General features: G+C 71.7%; 19 protein-coding genes. 11 read left to right on the top strand and 8 right to left on the bottom strand.

Annotated features, from left to right (window positions below; translation table 11 throughout):
• The first annotated feature begins 31 nt into the window (after window positions 1-31).
• Complete coding sequence (locus ABZU99_RS05395; protein WP_355947928.1) at window positions 32-1,093, top strand: DMT family transporter; 1,062 nt, start codon at window positions 32-34, stop codon at window positions 1,091-1,093.
• 3 nt (window positions 1,094-1,096) lie between these two features.
• Here ABZU99_RS05395 and ABZU99_RS05390 read toward each other — a convergent pair whose 3' ends face one another.
• On the bottom strand, window positions 1,097-1,963 hold the full coding sequence (locus ABZU99_RS05390) for an NAD(P)-binding domain-containing protein (RefSeq protein WP_355947925.1): 867 nt from the start codon (window positions 1,961-1,963) through the stop codon (window positions 1,097-1,099).
• Between the two features lie 138 nt (window positions 1,964-2,101).
• Between ABZU99_RS05390 and ABZU99_RS05385 the strand changes: the two genes are divergently transcribed.
• Together ABZU99_RS05385 and ABZU99_RS05380 are read left to right on the top strand one after the other, a co-directional pair.
• A complete protein-coding gene (locus ABZU99_RS05385; protein ID WP_355947922.1) occupies window positions 2,102-2,437 on the top strand; it encodes a helix-turn-helix domain-containing protein in 336 nt (111 codons plus the stop codon).
• Window positions 2,438-2,593: 156 nt separating this feature from the next.
• Window positions 2,594-3,934 carry an MFS transporter gene (locus ABZU99_RS05380; protein WP_355947919.1) on the top strand — a complete coding sequence of 447 codons (1,341 nt, stop codon included), beginning with the start codon at window positions 2,594-2,596 and terminating at the stop codon, window positions 3,932-3,934.
• A 1-nt stretch (window position 3,935) separates the two neighbouring features.
• Here the strand turns inward: ABZU99_RS05380 and ABZU99_RS05375 are convergent, their stop codons facing one another.
• Window positions 3,936-4,358: an ATP-binding protein gene (locus tag ABZU99_RS05375; protein WP_355947916.1), complete on the bottom strand. Its 423-nt coding sequence runs from the start codon at window positions 4,356-4,358 to the stop codon at window positions 3,936-3,938.
• Window positions 4,359-4,618: 260 nt separating this feature from the next.
• Here ABZU99_RS05375 and ABZU99_RS05370 point away from each other — a divergent pair, with 260 nt between their 5' ends.
• Genes ABZU99_RS05370 through ABZU99_RS05360 form a run of 3 tightly spaced genes read left to right on the top strand, consistent with a single transcriptional unit; the run spans window position 4,619 to window position 6,596 of the window.
• The gene (locus tag ABZU99_RS05370; protein ID WP_355947913.1) at window positions 4,619-5,476 is read left to right on the top strand and encodes a helix-turn-helix transcriptional regulator; all 858 of its coding nucleotides are present in this window, start codon (window positions 4,619-4,621) and stop codon (window positions 5,474-5,476) included.
• A gap of 2 nt (window positions 5,477-5,478) precedes the next feature.
• Window positions 5,479-5,781, top strand: a complete 303-nt coding sequence (locus ABZU99_RS05365) for a DUF397 domain-containing protein (RefSeq protein ID WP_355947911.1) — start codon at window positions 5,479-5,481, stop codon at window positions 5,779-5,781.
• The gene (locus ABZU99_RS05360) at window positions 5,778-6,596 is read left to right on the top strand and encodes an SAM-dependent methyltransferase (protein ID WP_355947908.1); all 819 of its coding nucleotides are present in this window, start codon (window positions 5,778-5,780) and stop codon (window positions 6,594-6,596) included. The genes ABZU99_RS05365 and ABZU99_RS05360 overlap by 4 nt, the downstream gene beginning before the upstream one ends.
• A gap of 280 nt (window positions 6,597-6,876) precedes the next feature.
• Here ABZU99_RS05360 and ABZU99_RS05355 read toward each other — a convergent pair whose 3' ends face one another.
• Together ABZU99_RS05355 and ABZU99_RS05350 are read right to left on the bottom strand one after the other, a co-directional pair.
• Window positions 6,877-8,298 carry a HAMP domain-containing sensor histidine kinase gene (locus ABZU99_RS05355; protein WP_356045488.1) on the bottom strand — a complete coding sequence of 474 codons (1,422 nt, stop codon included), beginning with the start codon at window positions 8,296-8,298 and terminating at the stop codon, window positions 6,877-6,879.
• Window positions 8,298-9,002, bottom strand: coding sequence for a response regulator transcription factor (locus ABZU99_RS05350; protein WP_355947902.1), 705 nt, complete (start codon window positions 9,000-9,002; stop codon window positions 8,298-8,300). The genes ABZU99_RS05355 and ABZU99_RS05350 overlap by 1 nt, the downstream gene beginning before the upstream one ends.
• A 175-nt stretch (window positions 9,003-9,177) precedes the next feature.
• On the opposite strand from ABZU99_RS05350, the gene ABZU99_RS05345 reads away from it, so the two are divergent.
• On the top strand, window positions 9,178-10,440 hold the full coding sequence (locus ABZU99_RS05345; protein ID WP_356045491.1) for a glycosyltransferase family 4 protein: 1,263 nt from the start codon (window positions 9,178-9,180) through the stop codon (window positions 10,438-10,440).
• A gap of 13 nt (window positions 10,441-10,453) precedes the next feature.
• Here ABZU99_RS05345 and ABZU99_RS05340 read toward each other — a convergent pair whose 3' ends face one another.
• Both ABZU99_RS05340 and ABZU99_RS05335 read right to left on the bottom strand, forming a co-directional pair.
• On the bottom strand, window positions 10,454-11,941 hold the full coding sequence (locus tag ABZU99_RS05340; RefSeq protein WP_356045494.1) for an SDR family NAD(P)-dependent oxidoreductase: 1,488 nt from the start codon (window positions 11,939-11,941) through the stop codon (window positions 10,454-10,456).
• A gap of 88 nt (window positions 11,942-12,029) precedes the next feature.
• Window positions 12,030-12,245, bottom strand: coding sequence for an FAD-dependent oxidoreductase (locus tag ABZU99_RS05335; RefSeq protein ID WP_356045626.1), 216 nt, complete (start codon window positions 12,243-12,245; stop codon window positions 12,030-12,032).
• A gap of 625 nt (window positions 12,246-12,870) precedes the next feature.
• On the opposite strand from ABZU99_RS05335, the gene ABZU99_RS05330 reads away from it, so the two are divergent.
• From ABZU99_RS05330 to ABZU99_RS05315, 4 genes are all read left to right on the top strand, one after another.
• The gene (locus ABZU99_RS05330; RefSeq protein WP_356045497.1) at window positions 12,871-14,229 is read left to right on the top strand and encodes a glutamine synthetase family protein; all 1,359 of its coding nucleotides are present in this window, start codon (window positions 12,871-12,873) and stop codon (window positions 14,227-14,229) included.
• Window positions 14,230-14,232: 3 nt separating this feature from the next.
• Window positions 14,233-15,420: an amidohydrolase family protein gene (locus ABZU99_RS05325; RefSeq protein ID WP_356045499.1), complete on the top strand. Its 1,188-nt coding sequence runs from the start codon at window positions 14,233-14,235 to the stop codon at window positions 15,418-15,420.
• 205 nt (window positions 15,421-15,625) lie between these two features.
• Entirely contained in the window at window positions 15,626-16,417 is a 792-nt protein-coding gene (locus ABZU99_RS05320) for an SDR family NAD(P)-dependent oxidoreductase (RefSeq protein WP_356045502.1), read from the top strand.
• A gap of 84 nt (window positions 16,418-16,501) precedes the next feature.
• Window positions 16,502-17,566, top strand: coding sequence for a zinc-dependent alcohol dehydrogenase family protein (locus tag ABZU99_RS05315; protein ID WP_356045505.1), 1,065 nt, complete (start codon window positions 16,502-16,504; stop codon window positions 17,564-17,566).
• Between the two features lie 82 nt (window positions 17,567-17,648).
• On the opposite strand, the gene ABZU99_RS05310 is transcribed toward ABZU99_RS05315, so the two are convergent.
• Entirely contained in the window at window positions 17,649-18,137 is a 489-nt protein-coding gene (locus ABZU99_RS05310) for a glutathione peroxidase (protein ID WP_355947878.1), read from the bottom strand.
• Window positions 18,138-18,181: 44 nt separating this feature from the next.
• Complete coding sequence (locus ABZU99_RS05305; RefSeq protein ID WP_356045628.1) at window positions 18,182-19,096, bottom strand: YceI family protein; 915 nt, start codon at window positions 19,094-19,096, stop codon at window positions 18,182-18,184.
• Between the last annotated feature and the right edge of the window lie 44 nt (window positions 19,097-19,140).

Below are 19,140 nucleotides of genomic sequence, written 5' to 3'. Positions count from 1 at the left end.
ACGACGACCGATCGGCCCAGGGGGCCGCGACGTGACCTCCCTCGCGCTGTCTGTGCTGCTGGCACTGGTCTCGGCGGTCTGCTACGCCGCCGGAGCCATCCTCCAGGAGCATGTCGCGGCCACGACGCCGCGCCTCACGTCCGCACCCCTGCGGCGCGGGAGTTGGTGGACCGCGGTGACCCTGAACGGGGCGGGTGCGGTCCTTCATGTGCTCGCCCTGGCCTACGGGCCGCTGAGCGTGGTGCAACCCCTAGGGGCTCTGACGATCGTCTTCGCGCTGCCGATGGCGGCGGTGTTCGTCCGCCGCCGGGTCGGCGCGGCCCGCTGGCGGGGCGCGGTGCTGGCCACCGCCGGGCTGGCCGGGCTGCTCTCGCTGACCGGCTCCTCGCAGGCCGAGGCGCTGGCCGACCAGGAGCGGATCATCCTGACCGTGGTCACGGTAGGCACCATCGCCGCGCTGGCCACCTCCGCGCGCTGGCTGCGGCTGCCCGGGGTCCGCAGTGGGCTGCTGGCCGCCGCCGCGGGCACCGCCTTCGGCGTGTCCTCGGTGTTCACCAAGAACGTGGCCGTGGAGTGGACCTGGGACTCCTGGGAGGACGCCCTGCCCAGCCTTGTCATGATCGGGCTGCTGGCCTCGGGCGGGGTGCTGCTGTCCCAGGCGTCCTACCGGGGCGCCGGGCTGGCCTCACCGCTGGCGACGGCGACCGTCGTCAACCCGGTGGTCGCGACGGCCGTGGGCATCGCCGCGCTGGGCGAACACTTCCGGCACGGCGCCCCGGGCGCACTGCTGGCCCTGGTGGCGGCCCTGGTCGCGAGCACCGGGCTGGTCATGCTGACGGTGCAGGGGGCGAAGGCGGAGTCCGGGCAGGTGAACTCCGGCCCGAAGGAGGCGGACCGGGCAGAGCCGGACCCGGCGGACACCGGCCCGGCCGACCCGGTGTCAGGCCGTGCGGACGCCGACGCGGAGGTCGAGCGGGTGGAAGCGGAGGCCGCGCCCCTCACCCGTCGGATTCCCCGCCAGCCCACCGGGGAGGGCGTCGCCACACCCCCCGTTCCCCACTGCGGCGAGGCCGTCCTCCAGCAGCACGCCTAGGCGTTACTCGGTGAGCAGTTCCACCAGCCCCGAGAGGTCCTCATGGCCATGGCCGTCGGCCACGCGCCGGGCCATGAGGCCGCCGATAGGGGTGAGCAGCTCGGGGCTGACGCCCACGTCGCGGGCGGACTCGGTGAAGTTGACGAACGCCGCCGCCTGCATGGCCAGGTTGGAGACCACCCCGGTGGCGTGGTCGCCGCTGTCGATATTGCGCGCGTAGCCGTCCGCGCTGCCGGCCATGGCGGTCAGCCAGCGGCCCATCAGCGGGGCGACATCGACCGCCGGGACACCCTCCGAGCGGACGAGGGCGTACGCGTGCAGGACGCCCGAGAACATCCCGTACATCGCACTGAGCAGGGCGAGGTCGTACAGCGGGGCCCGCCCGTGGTCCTCACCGAGCCAGTGGCTCCCGCCGAAGAGGTCGAACACCGCCCGATGGGTCTCGAAGGCGGTCCGCGAGCCGCTGTACAGCAGGAAGGCGGCGGACGTCCCGATCATCGGCGGCACGGCCATGATGCCGCCGTCGAGGTACGAGGCACCGTGTCCGGCCGCCCACGCGGCCAGTTCGCGGGCCTGCCGCGGGGTGCCGTTGGTGAGGTTGACGACGGCCTTGCCCCTCAGGGTCTCCCCTACGGGCTCCAGCACCTGCCGTACGGAGTCGTAATCCAGCAGGCACACCAATACCAGCGGGCTCGCCGCGATCGCGTCGGCGACCGTGGCCGCGGGCAGCGCGCCCTCGGGGGCGAGGGAATCGGCCTTCGCGGCGGTACGGTTCCACACGGTGGTCCGGTGCCCGGCCCGCAGCAGGGCCCGGGCCAGTGCGGTGCCCATGTCGCCGACGCCGAGAACAGTCACAGGGGTGTCGCTCATGTCAGGTGCTCCAGTTGCTCAATACCGCTGGGTCTTATCGTCTCGGCGCGCCGGTCCCAGGCTCGTCGCCCGGGGGTAGTGTGGGCAAGTACCCACAAAAAAGTGCGTACTTACCGTGAGGTCACTGGGGATGGGGTCATGAGGAAGCGGCCGTATGTATGCGGTCTGGACGCGGCCGTGGAGGTCATCGGCGGCAAATGGAAAGTGCTGATCCTCTGGGCGCTGGCACAACAGCGTTGCCGTTTCGGGGAATTGCGGAGGCTGGTTCCGGGAGTCAGCGAAAAAGTGCTGACGCAGCAGCTGAGGGAGCTGGAGGCGGACGGAATCGTCCACCGGGAGATTTACGACGAGGTCCCGCCGAAGGTGGAATATTCGCTGACCGAGATGGGTGAGGCACTCAATACGGCGCTGCGGCCACTGGGCGCCTGGGGAAAGCAGCGGATGGAGGCCCTGGCGGCCGTCGGCGAGGGGTGAGCGGCGCCGTGCCTCCGGGCGCCGCGCGCCGGGCACGGCCATCCGCCCCGTCATCGCGAGAGCCTCGGACAAGGTCAATTGCCTGCGTCGGCCTATTTCCCAACCCGGCCCATGCGGGGTAGAGGTGTGGGGCACACCCGCTCACAAGGAGGCCCCGTGACTGACAGCGCACCGCGGCAGCATGCGCGCACACCCTGGCGAGCCGTACTCGGCGGCTCGATCGGCAACCTGGTCGAATGGTTCGACTGGTTCGTTTACGCCAGCTTCGCCACCTATTTCGCCGGAGCGTTCTTTCCCAGGGGCAACGACACCGCCCAACTGCTGAACACTGCCGGCATCTTCGCCGTCGGCTTCTTCATGCGCCCCGTCGGCGGCTGGCTGCTGGGCCGGTACGCCGACCGGCGCGGCCGCAAGGCGGCGCTCACCCTCACCGTGACGCTGATGTCGGCCAGCGCGCTGCTCATCGCCATCGCGCCGACCTACGACCAGGTCGGCTACTTCGGCGCGCTCGTCCTGCTGGTGGCCCGGCTGCTGCAGGGCCTGTCGGTCGGTGGCGAGTACGCTGCCAGCGCCACGTATCTCACCGAGGCGTCCCAGCCCGGCCGCCGCGGCTTCGTCTCCAGCTTCCAGTACGTGTCCATGACGATGGGGCAGCTGATCGGCCTCGGACTGCAGATCGTGCTGCAGCACACCATGTCCGACGAGGCCCTGCACTCCTACGGCTGGCGCATTCCGTTCATCGTCGGCAGCGTGGGCGCCGCCGTCATCTTCTGGCTGCGGCGCAATCTGCTGGAGACCGAGGCGTACACCGAGGAGGACGCCCGCCAGGACACCGAGCGCGGCACCATCGGCCAGCTGCTGCGCCACCGCAAGGAAGCGGCCCTGGTCATCGCGCTGACCATGGGCGGCACGGTCGCGTACTACACCTACACGACCTATCTGACCAAGTATCTGTCGAATACGGCCGGGCTGAGCAAGTCCGACGCGTCGCTGGTGAGCTTCTGCGCGCTGTTTCTGTTCATGCTGCTTCAGCCGCTGGCCGGATCGCTGTCGGACCGGATCGGCCGTCGCCCGCTGCTGATCACGTTCGGGATCGGCTCGATGCTCGGCACCGTCCCCATCATGACGGCGCTGTCGCACACGGACACCTTCGGCGGGGCGCTGCTGCTCTCGCTGGCGGCGCTGGTCATCGTCACCGGCTACACCTCCATCAACGCCGTGGTGAAGGCCGAGCTCTTCCCGACCCATGTCCGGGCGCTCGGGGTCGCCCTGCCGTACGCGCTGGCCAACGCCCTGTTCGGTGGCACGGCGGAGTATGTGGCGCTGTGGTTCAAGAAGGCCGGGGCGGAGTCCGGGTTCTACTGGTATGTCTCGGGCTGTGCCGCCGTCTCGCTCATCGTCTATCTGACCATGCGTGAGACCCGGGACGCCGCCCTCACCCGGGCCCGCGCCGCCGACACCCTTCTCTCCGCGGAGCCGCGGAAGACCTCTGCCTGAGTCAGTGGGCGGTGGCGCTCAGCTGGGCCCAGACCACCCGGCCGCCGTTGCTGCCCGGCCGGTCCCCCCAGGCGTCGACCAGGGCGCGGACCAGCGCGAGTCCGCGTCCGCTCTCGTCCTCCAGGCCCGCGTCCCGCAGGGTGGGGCCCGAGCGCCCGCCGCCCTCGTCGGCGACCTCGACATACAGCGAGCGCCGCTCGTGGGCGCGCAGGACGCAGACGATCTGTTCGCTGCGGGTGTGCACGAGGGCGTTGGTGAACAGCTCCGACATCACCAGCTCGACGGCGTCACAGAGGTCCTGGTGGAAGCCCCAGACGGGCAGCCGGGAGCGGACCCGGTGCCGGGCGGCGGCGACCGAGGCGCCCCGGGCGGGCAGGTGGAAGGTCTCCTGGCGAAGGGCCGCGTCAATGCTGTCGGAGCTCACAAGGGGGGTCGGGCCTTGCCGCAATGCCACAGCCATGTGCCTTCCGTCCGTCAATCTGTGGGGCGTGAATGCCGCATGTGCATGCCGCAAGTCCGCGACACGGAAGCCACGTTGGGACCGGTCACATCGTCACTATCCTTGTTGCAAGCACCAGTTGGCAAGACGCGAACTGCAAAATGCAGAATAGCCGGAGCACTCTGTTTCCGCTCACCACGCACATGGCACACTGAGGGCGCCGGCACCGTCCGAGGAGGTACGACGTGGGTGAAGCGCGGTCTGCCCCGACCGTAGGGCAGATGGTCCTCGGCATGCGGTTGCGGGACCTGCGCGAGGAAGCCGGCGTCAGCTACGACCAGGCCGCCAAGGCGCTGCACGTCAACCAGACCACCGTGCGCAGGATGGAGAAGGCCGAGGTCGGCCTGAAGCTTCCGTATGTGGAGAAGCTGCTGCAGACCTACGGGGCCGGGCAGCAGGAGATCGATTCCTTCCTCGCGCTCGCCGAGGAGGCCAACCGGCCCGGCTGGTGGCAGCGGTTCCGCGATGTGCTGCCGGACTGGTTCAGCCTCTATGTGAGCCTGGAGGGCGCGGCCAGCCGCATCCGCGCCTACGAGCCGCACTTCGTCCCCGGCCTGTTGCAGACCGAGAGTTATGCCCGCGCGCTGCTGTCCGTCGGCTTCCCGAACGGCAGCGAACAGGAGCTGGACCGCCGGGTCGCGCTGCGGATGGAGCGTCAGGAGCTGCTCACCCGCCCGGTCGGACCGCATCTGTGGGCCGTCATGGACGAGACGGTGCTCCATCTGGCCATCGGCGGGCCCGAGGTCATGCGCGCCCAGATCGACCGCCTCATCGAGGCCGTTCAGATGCCGAACATCACCCTTCAGGTGGTGCCGTTCGCCGCCGGCCCGCACCCGGGGATGGGCGGTCCCTTCCAGCTCTTCCGGTTCCAGATCCCGGAACTGCCGGACATCGTCTACGCCGAGGGCCTGACCGGCGCCGGCTATCTCGACCAACGCGCCGATGTGGCCGCCTATCTGGAGGCCCTGGACCGTATGGGAACCCAGGCCACGCCGGCGCGGCGCACGGAGAGCTTTCTCCGTGAGATTCGCAAGGAGCTCTGACTGTGGATCAGGTAGAACATGTGTACAACGGGATGCCGGCCAACCACCTGGGGGCGGAAGGCTGGCGCAAGCCCTGGAGCGGACCCAACGGTGGTGCGTGCGTCGAGGTGCTGAAGCTGAAGGACGGGCGGGTCGCCTTCCGTCAGTCGACCGACCCCGACGGGCCTGCCCTGATCTACACCCACCACGAGATCGAAACGTTCATCCAGGGCGCGAAGGCCGGCGCGGCGGACTTCCTGCTCACCCGCCCGGAACCGAATCTGACCACCTCGGCGGCAACCGCACCGGAACGGAGGGCCGCGTGACCGACTACGGCCTCGCCCCTGACAGGATCGACACCACCAAGCCGCACTCGGCGCGGATGTACGACTACTACCTGGGCGGCAAGGACCACTACGAGGTGGACGCACAAACCGCCGCCAAGGTGGTGGAGGTCTACCCGACCGTCAAGCTCAACGCCCGCGTCAACCGGGGCTTCATCCACCGGGCGACGCGCTGGCTGGCGGGTGAGGCCGGGGTCCGGCAGTTCCTCGACATCGGCACCGGCATCCCCACCGAGCCCAACCTCCATCAGGTGGCCCAGGGCGTCGCGCCGGACGCCCGGGTCGTCTACACCGACAACGACCCCATCGTCCTGGTCTACGCCCAGGCCCTGCTGAACGGCACGCCCGAGGGCCGCACCGCCTACGTCCAGGCGGATGTGCGCGAGCCTCAGCGGATCATGAACGCCACCGAGCTGCGTGAGACGCTCGATCTGAGCAAGCCGGTGGCGTTGTCGGTCAACGCCCTCTTCCACTTCATCCCGGAGGAGGCGAAGCCGTACGAGATCGTCCGCGAGCTGATGGCCCCCCTGCCCTCAGGCAGCTATGTGATGCTGACGCACTCCACGCATGACTTCTCCGCGGAGACCTGGATGAAGATCATCGAGATCTACCGGGAGAGCGGCATCAATGTGACGACCCGCTCCAAGGACGAGGTCGCGGGCTTCTTCGAGGGTCTGGAGCTGGTGGAGCCGGGCGTCTCGGAGCCGCAGCACTGGAGGCCCGGCGCCGACGATCACCCCGAGGACATCCGCAGCACTGACATCAACATGTGGGCCGGGGTCGCCCGCAAGCCGTGACGCGTCCGGCGGCGCGGGTCCGCCTTGGGACAGATGGTGCTGTCCCCGGACAGCGGGGACACCCCAGGACAGCGGGGACACCCCAGGGGGACAGCGGGGACACCCCAGGACAGCGGGGACGCCCTGGGACAGCGGGGACGCCCTGGGACAGCGGGGACGTCCTAAGCGGTTACGGCGAAGTCAAGTGCTGATCCTTCTCGGCGTCCAAGCCCTCGGCCAGGCCGAACGGCGAGGATCAGCGGCGAACTTCACCGCATCCGCTTAGGGCAGCGGGGACGCCCTAGGACAGCCGGGGGCCCGCGCCGACCGTGAAGCCCAGCACCGCGCCGCCGCCCGGCCGCGGGCGGGCGAAGACCGTACCGCCGTGCGCGAGGGCGACCTCGCGCACGATGGCCAGACCCAGCCCGGAGCCGGGCAGGCTGCGCGCCAAGGGCGCGCGGTAGAAGCGGTCGAAGACCCGCTCGCGGTCCTCCTCGGCGATGCCCGGTCCACGGTCGCGGACCTCCACCCGGGGGCCGGTGACCACGACCTCGACGGGCTCGGTGCCCTGCCGGTCGAACTTGGCGGCGTTCTCCACCAGGTTGGAGATCGCCCGCTGCAGGGCGGCCGGGCGCCCCTCCACCCGGGGGTCGCCCTCGACCCGTACGGTGATCTCCCGGCCGGTCCGGCGCCGGGCGAGGGCGGCGACCGTCCGGGCCACGGTCTCCAGGGACACCTGGGTGCGGGGTTCGTCGTCCCCCTGGCCGGCGGCCAGATCCACCAGCTCGTTGACGAGATCGGTCAGCTCCCGGGTCTCCCCCGCCAGATCGGCCAGCAGATCCTCGCGGGCGGACCCCGGCAGCTCCTCGAAGCGGCGCAGCAGCGAGATATTGGTGCGCAGCGAGGTGAGCGGGGTGCGCAGCTCGTGTCCGGCGTCCTGGACCAGCCGCCGCTGGTCGTCCTTGGAGCGCGCGAGCCGTCCGAGCATGCCGTCGAAGGCCCGCCCGAGGCGGCCCACCTCGTCCTCTCCGGTGACGGGCACCGCCACCTCCATGCTGCCCGTGGCCGCCACGCGCTCGGCGACCCGGGTCAGCCGCACCAGCCGCCGGGTTATGCGCCCGGCCAGCCACCAGCCGGCGAGCCCCGCGGCCAGGATGACGGCGACGACGAACAGCGCGGTGCGCTTCTGGAGCTCCTGCAGCAGATCCTCGGTGTCACTGACCTGCTGGGCCACCTGGACCGCGCCGGAGCCGTCGCCCACGGCCACGGTCGCCATCCGGTACTGCTCGCCGCCGATGTCCACGCTGCGCCGTATGACGGTGCCGGCCGTCGGGGACGCGGCGATGGTCCGGTCCTCGCCGCCGACCGGCAGCGGGGGCTTCCCCGCGTCGTAAACGGTGCCCCTCCCGTTGATCACCTGGACGTCCATCCGGCTGATCCGGCGCAGATCGTCCCGCAGGTCGTACGGGACCGGGGCGGCGGAGTGGGAGGGGTATTCGCGCAGGACCACCTTGGCCCCCTGGACCTGGCTCCGCAGATCACGGATCACATCGTCGAACGCCGACTGCTGGTCCACCCGCACCAGCCCGGCCGCGGCGTCATAGCTGAGGCCGCCGACGAGCAGCGTGACCACGGACGCCGCCGCGGCGAAGGAGAGCGCGAAGGTGGTGCGCAGGCTGGGCCGGGGACGGCGGAACCAGCGCGGTGACCCGAGGCGCGCCATCACTCCTCCCGCAGGGTGTAGCCGACGCCGCGGACCGTGTGGATGAGCGGAGTGCATCCCTCCACATCCACCTTGCGGCGCAGATAGCCGATGTAGACGGCGAGGTTCTTCGACCCCGGGCCGAAGTCGTAGCCCCAGATGCGGGAGTAGATCGTGGCGTGGTCCAGCACGATGCCCGCGTTGCGCGCCAGCAGCTCCAGCAGGTCGAACTCGGTCCGGGTCAGCTCCAGCTCCTTGACCCCGCGCCACACCCGCCGCGCCGACGGGTCCAGTCGCAGATCGGCGACCTCCAGGGCGCCGTCGAAGGCGGCGCCGTCCGCCGCCACCGGTTCGGCGGGTGCGGCGCGGCGCAGCAGCGCCCGCAGCCGGGCGAAGACCTCCTCGACCTCGAACGGCTTGGCCACGTAGTCGTCCGCGCCCGCGTCCAGCCCCTCGATCCGGTCGGCCGTCTCCACCCGCGCGGTCAGCATGAGGATCGGCGTACGGTCCCCTTCGGCGCGCAGCACCCGGCACACCTGGAGCCCGTCCACTCCCGGCATCATCACATCCAGCACCACGACATCCGGTTGCTCGCGGTGGATCGCGGCCAGCGCCTCGATGCCGTTGGAAGCGGCGGTGACGCGGTACCCCTCCAGGGTCAGGGCGCGCTCCAGCGCTTGGCGGATGGCACGGTCGTCCTCGGCGAGCAGCACGGTGTAGGTCACACCCCGAGTCTGCCAAGGTCGCAGAGGTGCGGGCCGCGCGCATAGGCCCCGGGCTGTGCTTCTTACCCGGCTCTCACCTTGTTCACGCGACGGGCTTACCGGGCCTGGACAAGGTGTCGGACAGGTTCCATGGGAAATACGCCCCGGGAACGCAACCGGCCGGAGAAAATACCGCATGAAGATCGCATTCCTGCTGCACAACGCCTACGGGATCGGCGGAACGATCCGGACCACGATGAACCTCGCCACGGCACTCGCCGACCGTCACGAGGTGGAGATCGTGTCGATGATGCGGCATCGCGAGACGCCGCGCTTCACCCTCGACCCCCGGGTACGGCTCGTCCCGCTGGTCGACACGCGTCCGGACAGCGCCGACGCGAAGGACCCGCGGTTCGGGGCGCCGACCCAGGACTTTCCGTCCGCCGAGAAGAGGAACCAGCAGTACAGCAGGCTGATCGACGTACGGGTCGCGGAGTATCTGCGCGGCTGCGACGCCGATGTGATCATTGGCACACGGCCGGGCGTCAATGTGTATCTGGCGCGCTTCGGCCCGCGCCGCGCGCTGCGCATCGCCCAGGAGCATCTGCGGTACGACGCGCACAGCAAGAAGCTGCGGGCCGAGCTCGCAGCGCACTACCGCGCGCTCGACGCCATCGTCACGACGACGGAGGCCGACGCCGCCGTCTACCGGGCGAAGATGCCGCTGCCGGGCGTACGGACCCTCGCGATACCCAACAGCGTCCCCGCACCGGACGTCGAACCCTCCGAAGGCATCGCGCCCGTCATCGCGGCGGCCGGCCGGCTGGTCCGCGGCAAGCGCTTCGACCTGCTGATAGACGCGTTCTCGGAGATCGCGCCCAAGCACCCCGACTGGGTGCTGCGGATCTACGGCGGAGGCGCCGAGAAGGAGCGGCTGCAGGAGCGCATCGATCGGCTCGGCCTGTCCGGGAGCGCCCAGCTCATGGGGTCCTGCTCCGCCATCGAGGAGGAGTTCGCCAAGGCATCGGTCGTCGCGGTCGCCTCGGACGCCGAGTCCTTCGGGATGACGATCGTGGAGGCCATGCGCTGCGGGGTGCCGGTGGTGAGCACGGACTGCCCGCTCGGCCCCCGGGAGATCATCCAGGACGGGGTCACCGGACGGCTCGTCCCGACCGGCGACAAGCAGGCCCTGGCGGGCGCGCTGCAGGACCTCATCGACGACGAGCCGGGCCGTCGCGCGATGGGCGCGGCGGCGCTGGAGAGCGCCCGGACCTACGACCCGGCGCCGATCGCCGAGCGCTATGAGCGGCTCTTCGAGGAGCTGATGTCCAGTCGGTCCGCTCGCTCCTGGGAGCGCGTCCGGTTCCGGCTGCGGGCCCGGGTACGCCGCCTGGTCCGCCGCTGGACCGCCGCCTTCCGCCGCCGGACCCCGGCGGCGGGCGGAAAGGCGAACGCCTGACCCTGTGCGGGGGCTACCAGGTTGTCGGCGCGTAGTCCTTCAGGAAGCAGCCGAAGAGGTCCTCGCCCTGCTCACCGCGGACGATCGGGTCGTAGACGCGGGCCGCGCCGTCCACGAGGTCGAGCGGGGCGTGGAAGCCCTCGGCCGCCAGCCGCATCTTTTCGGGGTGCGGGCGCTCGTCGGTGATCCAGCCGGTGTCGACGCTCGTCATCAGGACGGCGTCGGTCTCGAACATCTCGCGTGCGCTGGTGCGGGTGAGCATATTGAGCGCGGCCTTGGCCATATTGGTGTGCGGATGGCCCGCGCCCTTGTAGCCGCGGCCGAACTTGCCCTCCATCGCGGAGACGTTCACCACGTACTTGCGGCGGGCCGGCGAGGCCGCCATCGCCGGGCGCAGCCTGCTCACCAGGATGAAGGGCGCCGTCTCATTGCAGAGCTGCACTTCGAGCATCTCGACCGGGTCCACCTCGTGGACCCGCTGGATCCAGGTGTTGGTCGGGTCGAGATCCGGTACGAGGCCGCCCGCGTCGATCGCGGTTCCGGCCTCGATCCGGGCGGGTGAGGCAGAGCCGCTGGTGAGGGCGAGGGCGGTCAGGTCCTGCGCGGACAGTGCCCCGTCGAGGCTTGCCTCGGCCGCGCGCGGGCCCGGCAGAGCCGTCTGGGAGCCGCTGCCGAAGGAGCCGAGGACGACCGACTCGGGGAGCTCTCCGGCCGGCAGCGGCGCGGACTCGCCGGCTATCAGCTCGGCGTACGCCTGGGGCGTACGGCGGACGGTCTGCGCGGCGTTGTTGATCAGGATGTCCAGCGGGCCCGCGGCGCTCACCTCGTCGGCCAGCTTGATGACCTGGGCGGGGTCGCGGAGATCTATGCCGACGATCTTGAGCCGGTGCAGCCACTCACCGCTGTCCGGCATCGCGGTGAAGCGGCGGATCGCGTCGCTCGGGAAGCGGGTGGTGACGGTGGTGTGCGCACCGTCGCGCAGCAGCCGCAGCGCGATATACATGCCGATCTTCGCCCGGCCGCCGGTGAGCAGCGCCCGGCGCCCGGTGAGGTCGGTGCGCGCGTCGCGACGGGCCCGGTTCTCTGCGGCGCAGTCGCGGCAGAGCTGGTGGTAGAAGGCGTCGACCTCGACATAGCGGGTCTTGCAGACATAGCAGGAGCGGGGGCGCTCCAGGATGCCCGCGATCTCCGTCGTGACGGAGGTGGTGAGCGCGCGGCCCAGCGTCTCGTCGTCGATCCGGTCGGCGGCGCCGGTGGCAGTGGCCTCGGTCACGGCCTTGTCGTTGGCGGTCTTGGCGGCTCGCCTCTCCTGCCGCCTGCGCTGCTTCACCATGCGGTAGATGCCGGAGGTGGCCCGGCGGACGGTGATCGCGTCGGGGTGGTCGACGGGCAGCCGGTCGAGCTCCTCCAGGACGCTCAGGCAGGTCGCCAGCCGCTCCGGGTCGATGCCCGGCTCCCCGGCCGCCGTCCACTCGGCCCGGCCGTCGTCAGTCACCGTCATCGCCGCTGCCGCTTTCTGGTTCGCCTGTTCTCGCTGGATAACGGCGAAACTTTACGGAAGCGGGGGCGAATGCGCCAAACCCGTGGCCTCACCCGGGTCCGGGCGCCGGGTCCCGCGGTGGCGCGAGCATCAGCCCCAGCATGGTGTGGCCGGTCGTCGGCAGCACCCGGGGATGGCCCGGCACGGGACCGATCAACGGCAGTCCGTCGGGGGTCATCGGCAGCGGCCCCACCCACTCCTCCTGGCGCTCGTACCGGTCGGCGTGGCGCAGATACGGCCGCGCCGCGGCGACGACGGCCCCGATGCGTCGCTGCCGGAACCGGTCGGGGTCCCGCTCGAACCCATCGTCCCGGCCACCCGGACCCGCTTGCCCAGCGGCGTCAGCACCTTGGCCGCGCCGAGGTGGATCATGCGCCTCCCCGTCGTGTGCGCGAGCCCGGCCGGGCCATCGAGATGTATCTCGCCGCCCTGGCCGACCCCCTGGACGAGAACACCTCCGGGCGGCAGGGCCACTGAGCCGGGAGGCCCGGAGGCCGGGACGCCGGGAGGCCGGGACGCCCGGAGGCCGGGAGGCCGGGACGCCGGGACGCCGGGACGCCCGGAGGCCCGGAGGCCGGGACGCCCGGAGGCCCGGAGGCCCGGAGGCCCGGAGGCCCGGAGGCCCGGAGGCCGAGAGGCCCGGAGGCCCGGAGGCCGAGAGGCCCGGAGGCCGAGAGGCCGAGAGGCCCAGGGGCCGGGCGGCCGAGAGGCCCAGGGGCCCAGGGGGCCGGGCGGCCGAGAGGCCCAGGGGCCCAGGGGGCCGGGCGGCCCAGGGGCGGAGGGGACATGAGCCATCGTCACCACCCCGTATATAAACGGGAGATCCCGTCACCACAGAAGCGTCCTCAGGCAATAGTCTCGGCATACAGGCCGTGGCAGAGGAGGTACGCATGGGGACGGGCGATCGCGAACAGGCATACACACGGGCGCGGCAGGAAGCCGAGCGGCTCACCGCGGACGGGATCCAGGGCATCGTGCTGACCTGGGTGGACAACGCGGGACTCACTCGGGTCAAGTCCGTGCCCAGCGCGCGGCTGCCGCACGCCGCTCGGCGCGGCGTCGGGATGTCACCCGTCTTCGATGTGTACCTCGTGGACGACTCGATGACCACCAGCCGCCATATCGGCGGGCCCGACGGCGATCTGCGGCTCTTCCCCGACCTCGACCGGCTCACCCCGCTGGCCGCCCAGCCGGGCTGGGCCTGGGCCCCGGCCGACCGGTACGCCCAGTCGGGCGTGGACCACCCCGCCTGTCAGCGGCTGTTCGCCCAGCGGATGACCGAGCGCGCGCGGCAGCGGGGGCTCACGGTGCGCATGGGATTCGAGACGGAGTGGGTCGTCACCGAGGGCGAGCCGGCACAGGACACGCCGCGCTATCCCACCGCGGGCCCCGCGTACGGGATGGCACGCGTCGTCGACCTCTCCGACTACCTCGCGGGTCTGCTCGACGCGCTGCGCGTCCAGCGCGTGGAGGTCTTCCAGCTCCACCCGGAGTACTCCCCCGGGCAGTTCGAGGTGTCCGTGGCACCGGCGGACCCGGTCGGCGCGGCCGATCTCGCCGTCCTGGTGCGGGAGACGATCCGCGCGCACTCCACGCGCAGCGGGCTCGCCCCGCTCTTCGGCCCGGTGGTGGAGGCGGGTGGGGTGGGCAACGGGAGGCACCTCCATCTGAGCCTGTGGCAGGGCGACCGCAATCTGTGCCGGGACGGCGACGGGCCGCACGGCATGACCGCGACGAGCGAGGCGTTTCTCGCCGGGGTGCTGCGCGAACTGCCCGCCCTGCTGGCCATCGGCGCCCCCTCCCCCGCGAGCTATCTACGGCTCGAACCCTCCCGCTGGGCGGGGGCCTACCAGTGCTGGGGCCTGGAGAACCGCGAGGCGGCACTGCGCTTCATCACCGGCGCGCCGGACGACCCGGGAGGCGCCAACGCCGAGATCAAGTGCTTCGACCCGGCGGCCAACCCCTATCTGGTGGTGGGCGCGGTCATCGCGGCCGGGCTCGCCGGGCTCGACTCCGGGCTCACCCTGCCCCTGCCGGTCTCCGGCGACCCCGCGGTCGGGGGACGGGAGCGGCGGCTGCCCACCTCGCTGCTCACGGCGCTGGAGCACTTCGAGGACTCGATGGTGCTCCGTGAGGCCCTCGGCGATCCGCTCTTCGAGTCCATCGCGGCGGTGCGCCGGGCGGAGGCCGCGCTGTTCGAGAAGGCGACCCCGCAGGAGATCGCGGCGGCGACGCGGGGGCGGTACTGAACCATGGACGCCGCCGACGCCGCCGGCGCCACCGCGGAGACGGAGCCGGCCGAGCCGCCGCTGCCGCCCCTGGTGGACCATCACTGCCATGGTGTGGTCCGCTCGGAGCTGAGCTCCGCCGCGTTCGAGTCGTTCCTGACCGAATCCGACGCGCCCGCCGCGCTCGGCACCACCTTCTTCGACAGCCAGTTGGGGTTCGCGGTGCGCCGCTGGTGCCCGCCGCTGCTCGGCCTGGAGCCGCACTGCCCGCCCGCCCGCTATCTCACCCGGCGGCGCGAGCTGGGCGCGCGGGAGGTGACCCGGAGGCTGCTGGGCGCCGCCGGTATCACCGAATTCCTGGTGGACACCGGGCTCCCCGGGAACCTGACGACCCCTCAGGAACTGGCCGTGGCCGCCGGCGGCACGGCCCATGAGATCGTCCGGCTGGAGCATCTGGCGGAGCGGATCGCCGACACCTCGCTGACCGCCGACGACTTCCTGGCCGGGGTGGCCGACGGGGTACGGGAGGCCGCACGTACGGCCGCGGGCTTCAAATCGGTCGCCGCGTACCGGTACGGGCTCGACTTCGAGCCCGACCCGCCGGCCCCCGGCGCCGTCCACGCCGCGGCCGAGCGCTGGCTCGCCCGCCGCGGCGAGGGCGGCACGGCCGCCGCCCGGGTCACCGACCCCGTACTCCTGCGCCATCTGCTGTGGTCCGCCGCGCACACCGGGCTGCCGCTGCAACTGCACACCGGATTCGGCGACCCCGATCTGCGGCTGGACCGCTGCGATCCGGTCCTGCTCACCGATTTCGTCCGCGCCGTGCGCCCCACCGGCTGCTCGCTGATCCTGCTGCACGGCTATCCGTACCACCGCGGCGCCGCCTATCTGGCCGCCGTCTTCCCGCATGTCTACGCCGATGTGGGGCTGTCCCTGTCCCACAGCGGGGCACGGGCCGGGGCCGTGCTCGCCGAGATGCTGGAGCTCGCCCCCTTCGGCAAGGTGCTCTTCTCGACCGACGCCTATGGGCTGCCCGAGCTGTATGTGGTGGGGGCGCGGCTCTTCCGGGACGCCCTGACCGCTCTGCTGACCCACTGGGTCGCGCAGGGCGCCTGGTCCCGCAACGACGCCCGCCGTGTGGCGGCCCTCCTCGGCGCGGACAATGCCCGCCGGGTCTACGGCCTGGGCAGTACGACGCCGCGCGACCGCTGAGCGGATGCGGTGCAGTTCGCCGCTGATCCCTCGCCGTTCGGCCTGGCCGAGGGCTTGGACGCCGAGAAGGATCAGCACTTGACTTCGCCGTAACCGCTCAGGCTCCGCCGCTCCCCGCGCTGCCGTCGGGCCCCGTGACGAACGCGGAGGGCAAGGGCAGTACGGTTCGCGGAACGTACTGGACCGTAACCCCACAGGAGACCGCATGCGGATCAGCGGCACGACCGTCCTGCTCACCGGTGCCACCGGCGGCATCGGCCGGACACTCGCCCGCGCGCTCGCGGCCAAGGGCGCCAAGTTGCTGCTCACCGGGCGCCGTGAGGAGGTGCTGCGGCCTCTCGCCGAGCAGGTGGGAGGCCGGCCGATCGTGGCCGACCTGGCCGACCGGGCCGATCTGGAGCGCCTGGTCGACGAGGCGGCGGACGCGCGTATCCTCATCGCCAATGCCGCGCTGCCCTCCAGCGGTGAGGTCCTCGACTACCGCCCCGAGGAGCTCGACCGCGCGCTCGACGTCAATCTGCGCGCCCCGCTGCTGCTGTCCCGGCTGACGGCGCCGCGCATGGTGGAGTCGGGCTCCGGCCACCTGGTGATGATCGGCTCGCTGTCGGGCCGTACGGCCTCCCCCGGCGCCGCGCTCTACAACGCCGCCAAGTTCGGACTGCGCGGATTCACCCTCGGCCTGCGGCAGGACCTCCACGGCACCGGCGTGGGCGTCTCGCTGGTGCAGCCCGGATTCGTGGGGGACGCCGGGATGTTCGCCGACTCCGGCGCGGCCACGCCCGCCGGGGTCCGTACGGTCTCCACCCGGCAGGTGGCGGCGGCGACCATCCGCGCGATCGAGCGGAACCGGGCCGAGGTGAACGTGGCCCCGCTGGAGCTGCGCTTCGGCAGCGCCCTCGGCGGTCTCTTCCCGAGCCTGGCCGAGCGGGCACAGCGCGGGGCGGGGGCCGGCAGGACGGCGCGTCAGCTCTCCGAAGGGCAACGCGACAAGCGCTGACCACACGGTGGGCCCGCCTCTACCGACGGGTTGTGGTGTAGGTTCGAGCGCCCCCACCGGGTGTTCGAGCGAGGGAGCGGGTCCATGCGTGCTGTGGTGTTCGAGGACTTCGGGCGCAGGCCCGAGGTCCGGGTCGTCGACGACCCGGCTCCCTCCCGGCGCGGCGCGGTCATCCGGGTCGAGGCGACCGGTCTGTGCCGCAGCGACTGGCACGGCTGGATGGGGCACGACCCGGAGATCCGGCTGCCGCATGTCCCCGGCCATGAGCTGGCGGGGGTGGTGGAGGAGGTCGGCGCCGACGTCCTCAACTGGCGTCCGGGGCAGCGGGTCACGGTCCCCTTCGTCTGCGCCTGCGGGCGCTGCTCCGCCTGCGCGGACGGGGCCCAGCAGGTGTGCGAGCGGCAGACGCAGCCGGGATTCACCCACTGGGGCTCGTTCGCCGAGTTCGTCTCGATCGAGAACGCCGATGTGAATCTGGTCGGCATACGCAACGAGCTGTCGTTCACCACCGCCGCCGGTCTCGGCTGCCGCTTCGCGACCGCCTTCCGCGCCGTCGTCACCCAGGGCCGGGTCGCGCCGGGGGAATGGGTCGCGGTGCACGGCTGCGGTGGGGTGGGCCTGTCCGCGGTCATGATCGCCGCGGCGGCCGGGGCGCGCGTGGTGGCGGTGGACATCTCCCCGCGGGCCCTCGCCCTGGCGTCCCAATTCGGGGCGGCGGTGTGCGTGGACGCGGCGTCCACGCTGGGCTCGGTGGCGGAGGCGGTCGCGGACGCGACGGGCGGCGGCGCGCATGTCTCACTCGACGCGCTGGGGTCGCCGCGCACCTGCGCCGCGTCCGTCAACAGCCTGCGGCGGCACGGCCGCCATGTCCAGGTGGGTCTGCTGCCGCCCGCCGCCGGGACCCCGATGATCCCGATGGACCAGGTCATCGCGCTCGAACTCCAGCTGCTGGGCAGCCATGGGATGGCCGCGCACGCGTACGGCCCGATGATGGAGATGGTCGAGGCCGGGTCGCTGCGACCGGATCTACTGGTCACCGACGTGATCGGACTGGACGAGGTCCCGGAAGCGCTGTCCACGATGGCCGGGGCGGCCAAGGGCGGCGTCACGGTCATAGAACCGCACCGCCCACCGCGCTCCGGACACTGACGGGCTGCGCGTCCGCGAGGTGAAACGCGAGGTGACAGGGGCCCGCGGTCCGTGACCGCGGGCCCCTCGCCGTCCCCGGTGGCTACCGGGGCAGCCGCGCCTCGATCGCCGCGACGAGCTCCGCCGCCTCCGGCTCGGTGCGCGGCCGGAACCGGCCGACGACCTCACCGCTCGGCGAGATGAGGAACTTCTCGAAGTTCCACTGCACATCCCCGGCCTCGCCGTCCGCGTCCGGCGTCCGCGTCAGCTCGGCGTAGAGGGGGTGCCGCTGCCCGCCGTTGACGTCGGTCTTCTCCAGCAGCGGGAAGGACACGCCGTAGGTGGTGGAGCAGAACGTCCGGATCTCCTCGCTCGTCCCCGGCTCCTGCCCGGCGAACTGGTTGCACGGAACGCCCAGCACGGTGAATCCGCGCCCGGCATAGCGCTGCTGCAGTCGCTCGAGCCCCTCGTACTGCGGGGTGAGGCCGCACTTGGACGCCACGTTGACCACCAGAACGGCGGTGTCGCGGTGCGCACCGAGGGTGGTCGGCTCGCCGGAGAGGGTGTGCAGGGGAATGTCGTACAGGCTCATGGACCATCACTTTCCTCGTAGCGCCGGTACGGACAATCTAGGGGTTACTCGGGCGGGGTCGGCATGTCCTGGCTGCGGTACATGGCCTGGAGGTCGAGTTCGAGCTTGACCGTGGGGCCGACGACGGCGATGCCCCGGGCCAGCATGTTCCTCCAGTTGAGCGTGTAGTCCTCGCGGTGCAGCTCGGCGGTGGCGAGGGCCGCGCAGCGCAGCTCCTGTTCGTAGCCGCCGTTCACCGCGCCGAGGTAGGTGGTGTCCAGCGACACCGAGCGGCTGATGCCGTGCATGGTGAGGGGGCCCTCGACCGTCCATTTCTGGCCGCTGCGCCAGGTGAACCGGGTGCTGGCGAAGTGGATGTCCGGGTAGTTCTTGACGTCGAGGAAGTCGGCCGAGCGCAGATGGTTGTCCCGGGTGTTGTTGCCGGTGGTGATGGAGGAGGCGTCGATGAGGACCTCGACCCGGGAGTCCTCCATGCGCTCGGCGATGTGAATGCCTCCCCTGAAGCGGGTGAAGCGTCCGTGCACATTGGCCATGCCGACGTGGCGCGCGATGAACCGGATCGCGGTGTGCGGCGGGTCGAACAGCCAGGTGCCGGGGGGCGGGAGCTCCAGCTGCTCCGTCGGCTGCATCTGGATGCGCTGGGCCGGGGCGGCTTCGCCCGCGGCGATGTCGACGGTGAGGCGGTTGGGCTTCAGCCCGCTCCCGGTGAGCAGCACGGTGTACTGGCCGGGCTCCAGGGTGGCGAGGAACAGCCCATGCGGGTCGGTGGTGGCCTTGGCCGCCGTGCGGCCGGCGCCACGCGTCTCGGTGACAGTGACGTCGACGCCACCCAGGGGCTGGCCGATCGGGTCCAGGACCTCGCAGCTGAAGGCACCGGCCCCCACGGGCATGGGGAGGCGAAGTCCCGGTCGGCGGTCTGGGCGCTTGGTCCGCATGCGCCGGAGCAGTGCGAGGGGCATTGCAGTCATCTCTCTGGTGTTTCTCTCGGTAACTTCGGGTCGCT

The sequence above is a fragment of the Streptomyces sp. NPDC005266 genome (assembly GCF_040607655.1).
GTDB lineage: Bacteria > Actinomycetota > Actinomycetes > Streptomycetales > Streptomycetaceae > Streptomyces.
The sequence above is the reverse complement of the archived record's forward strand: the minus strand, read 5'-3'. Positions and strand labels throughout refer to the sequence as shown.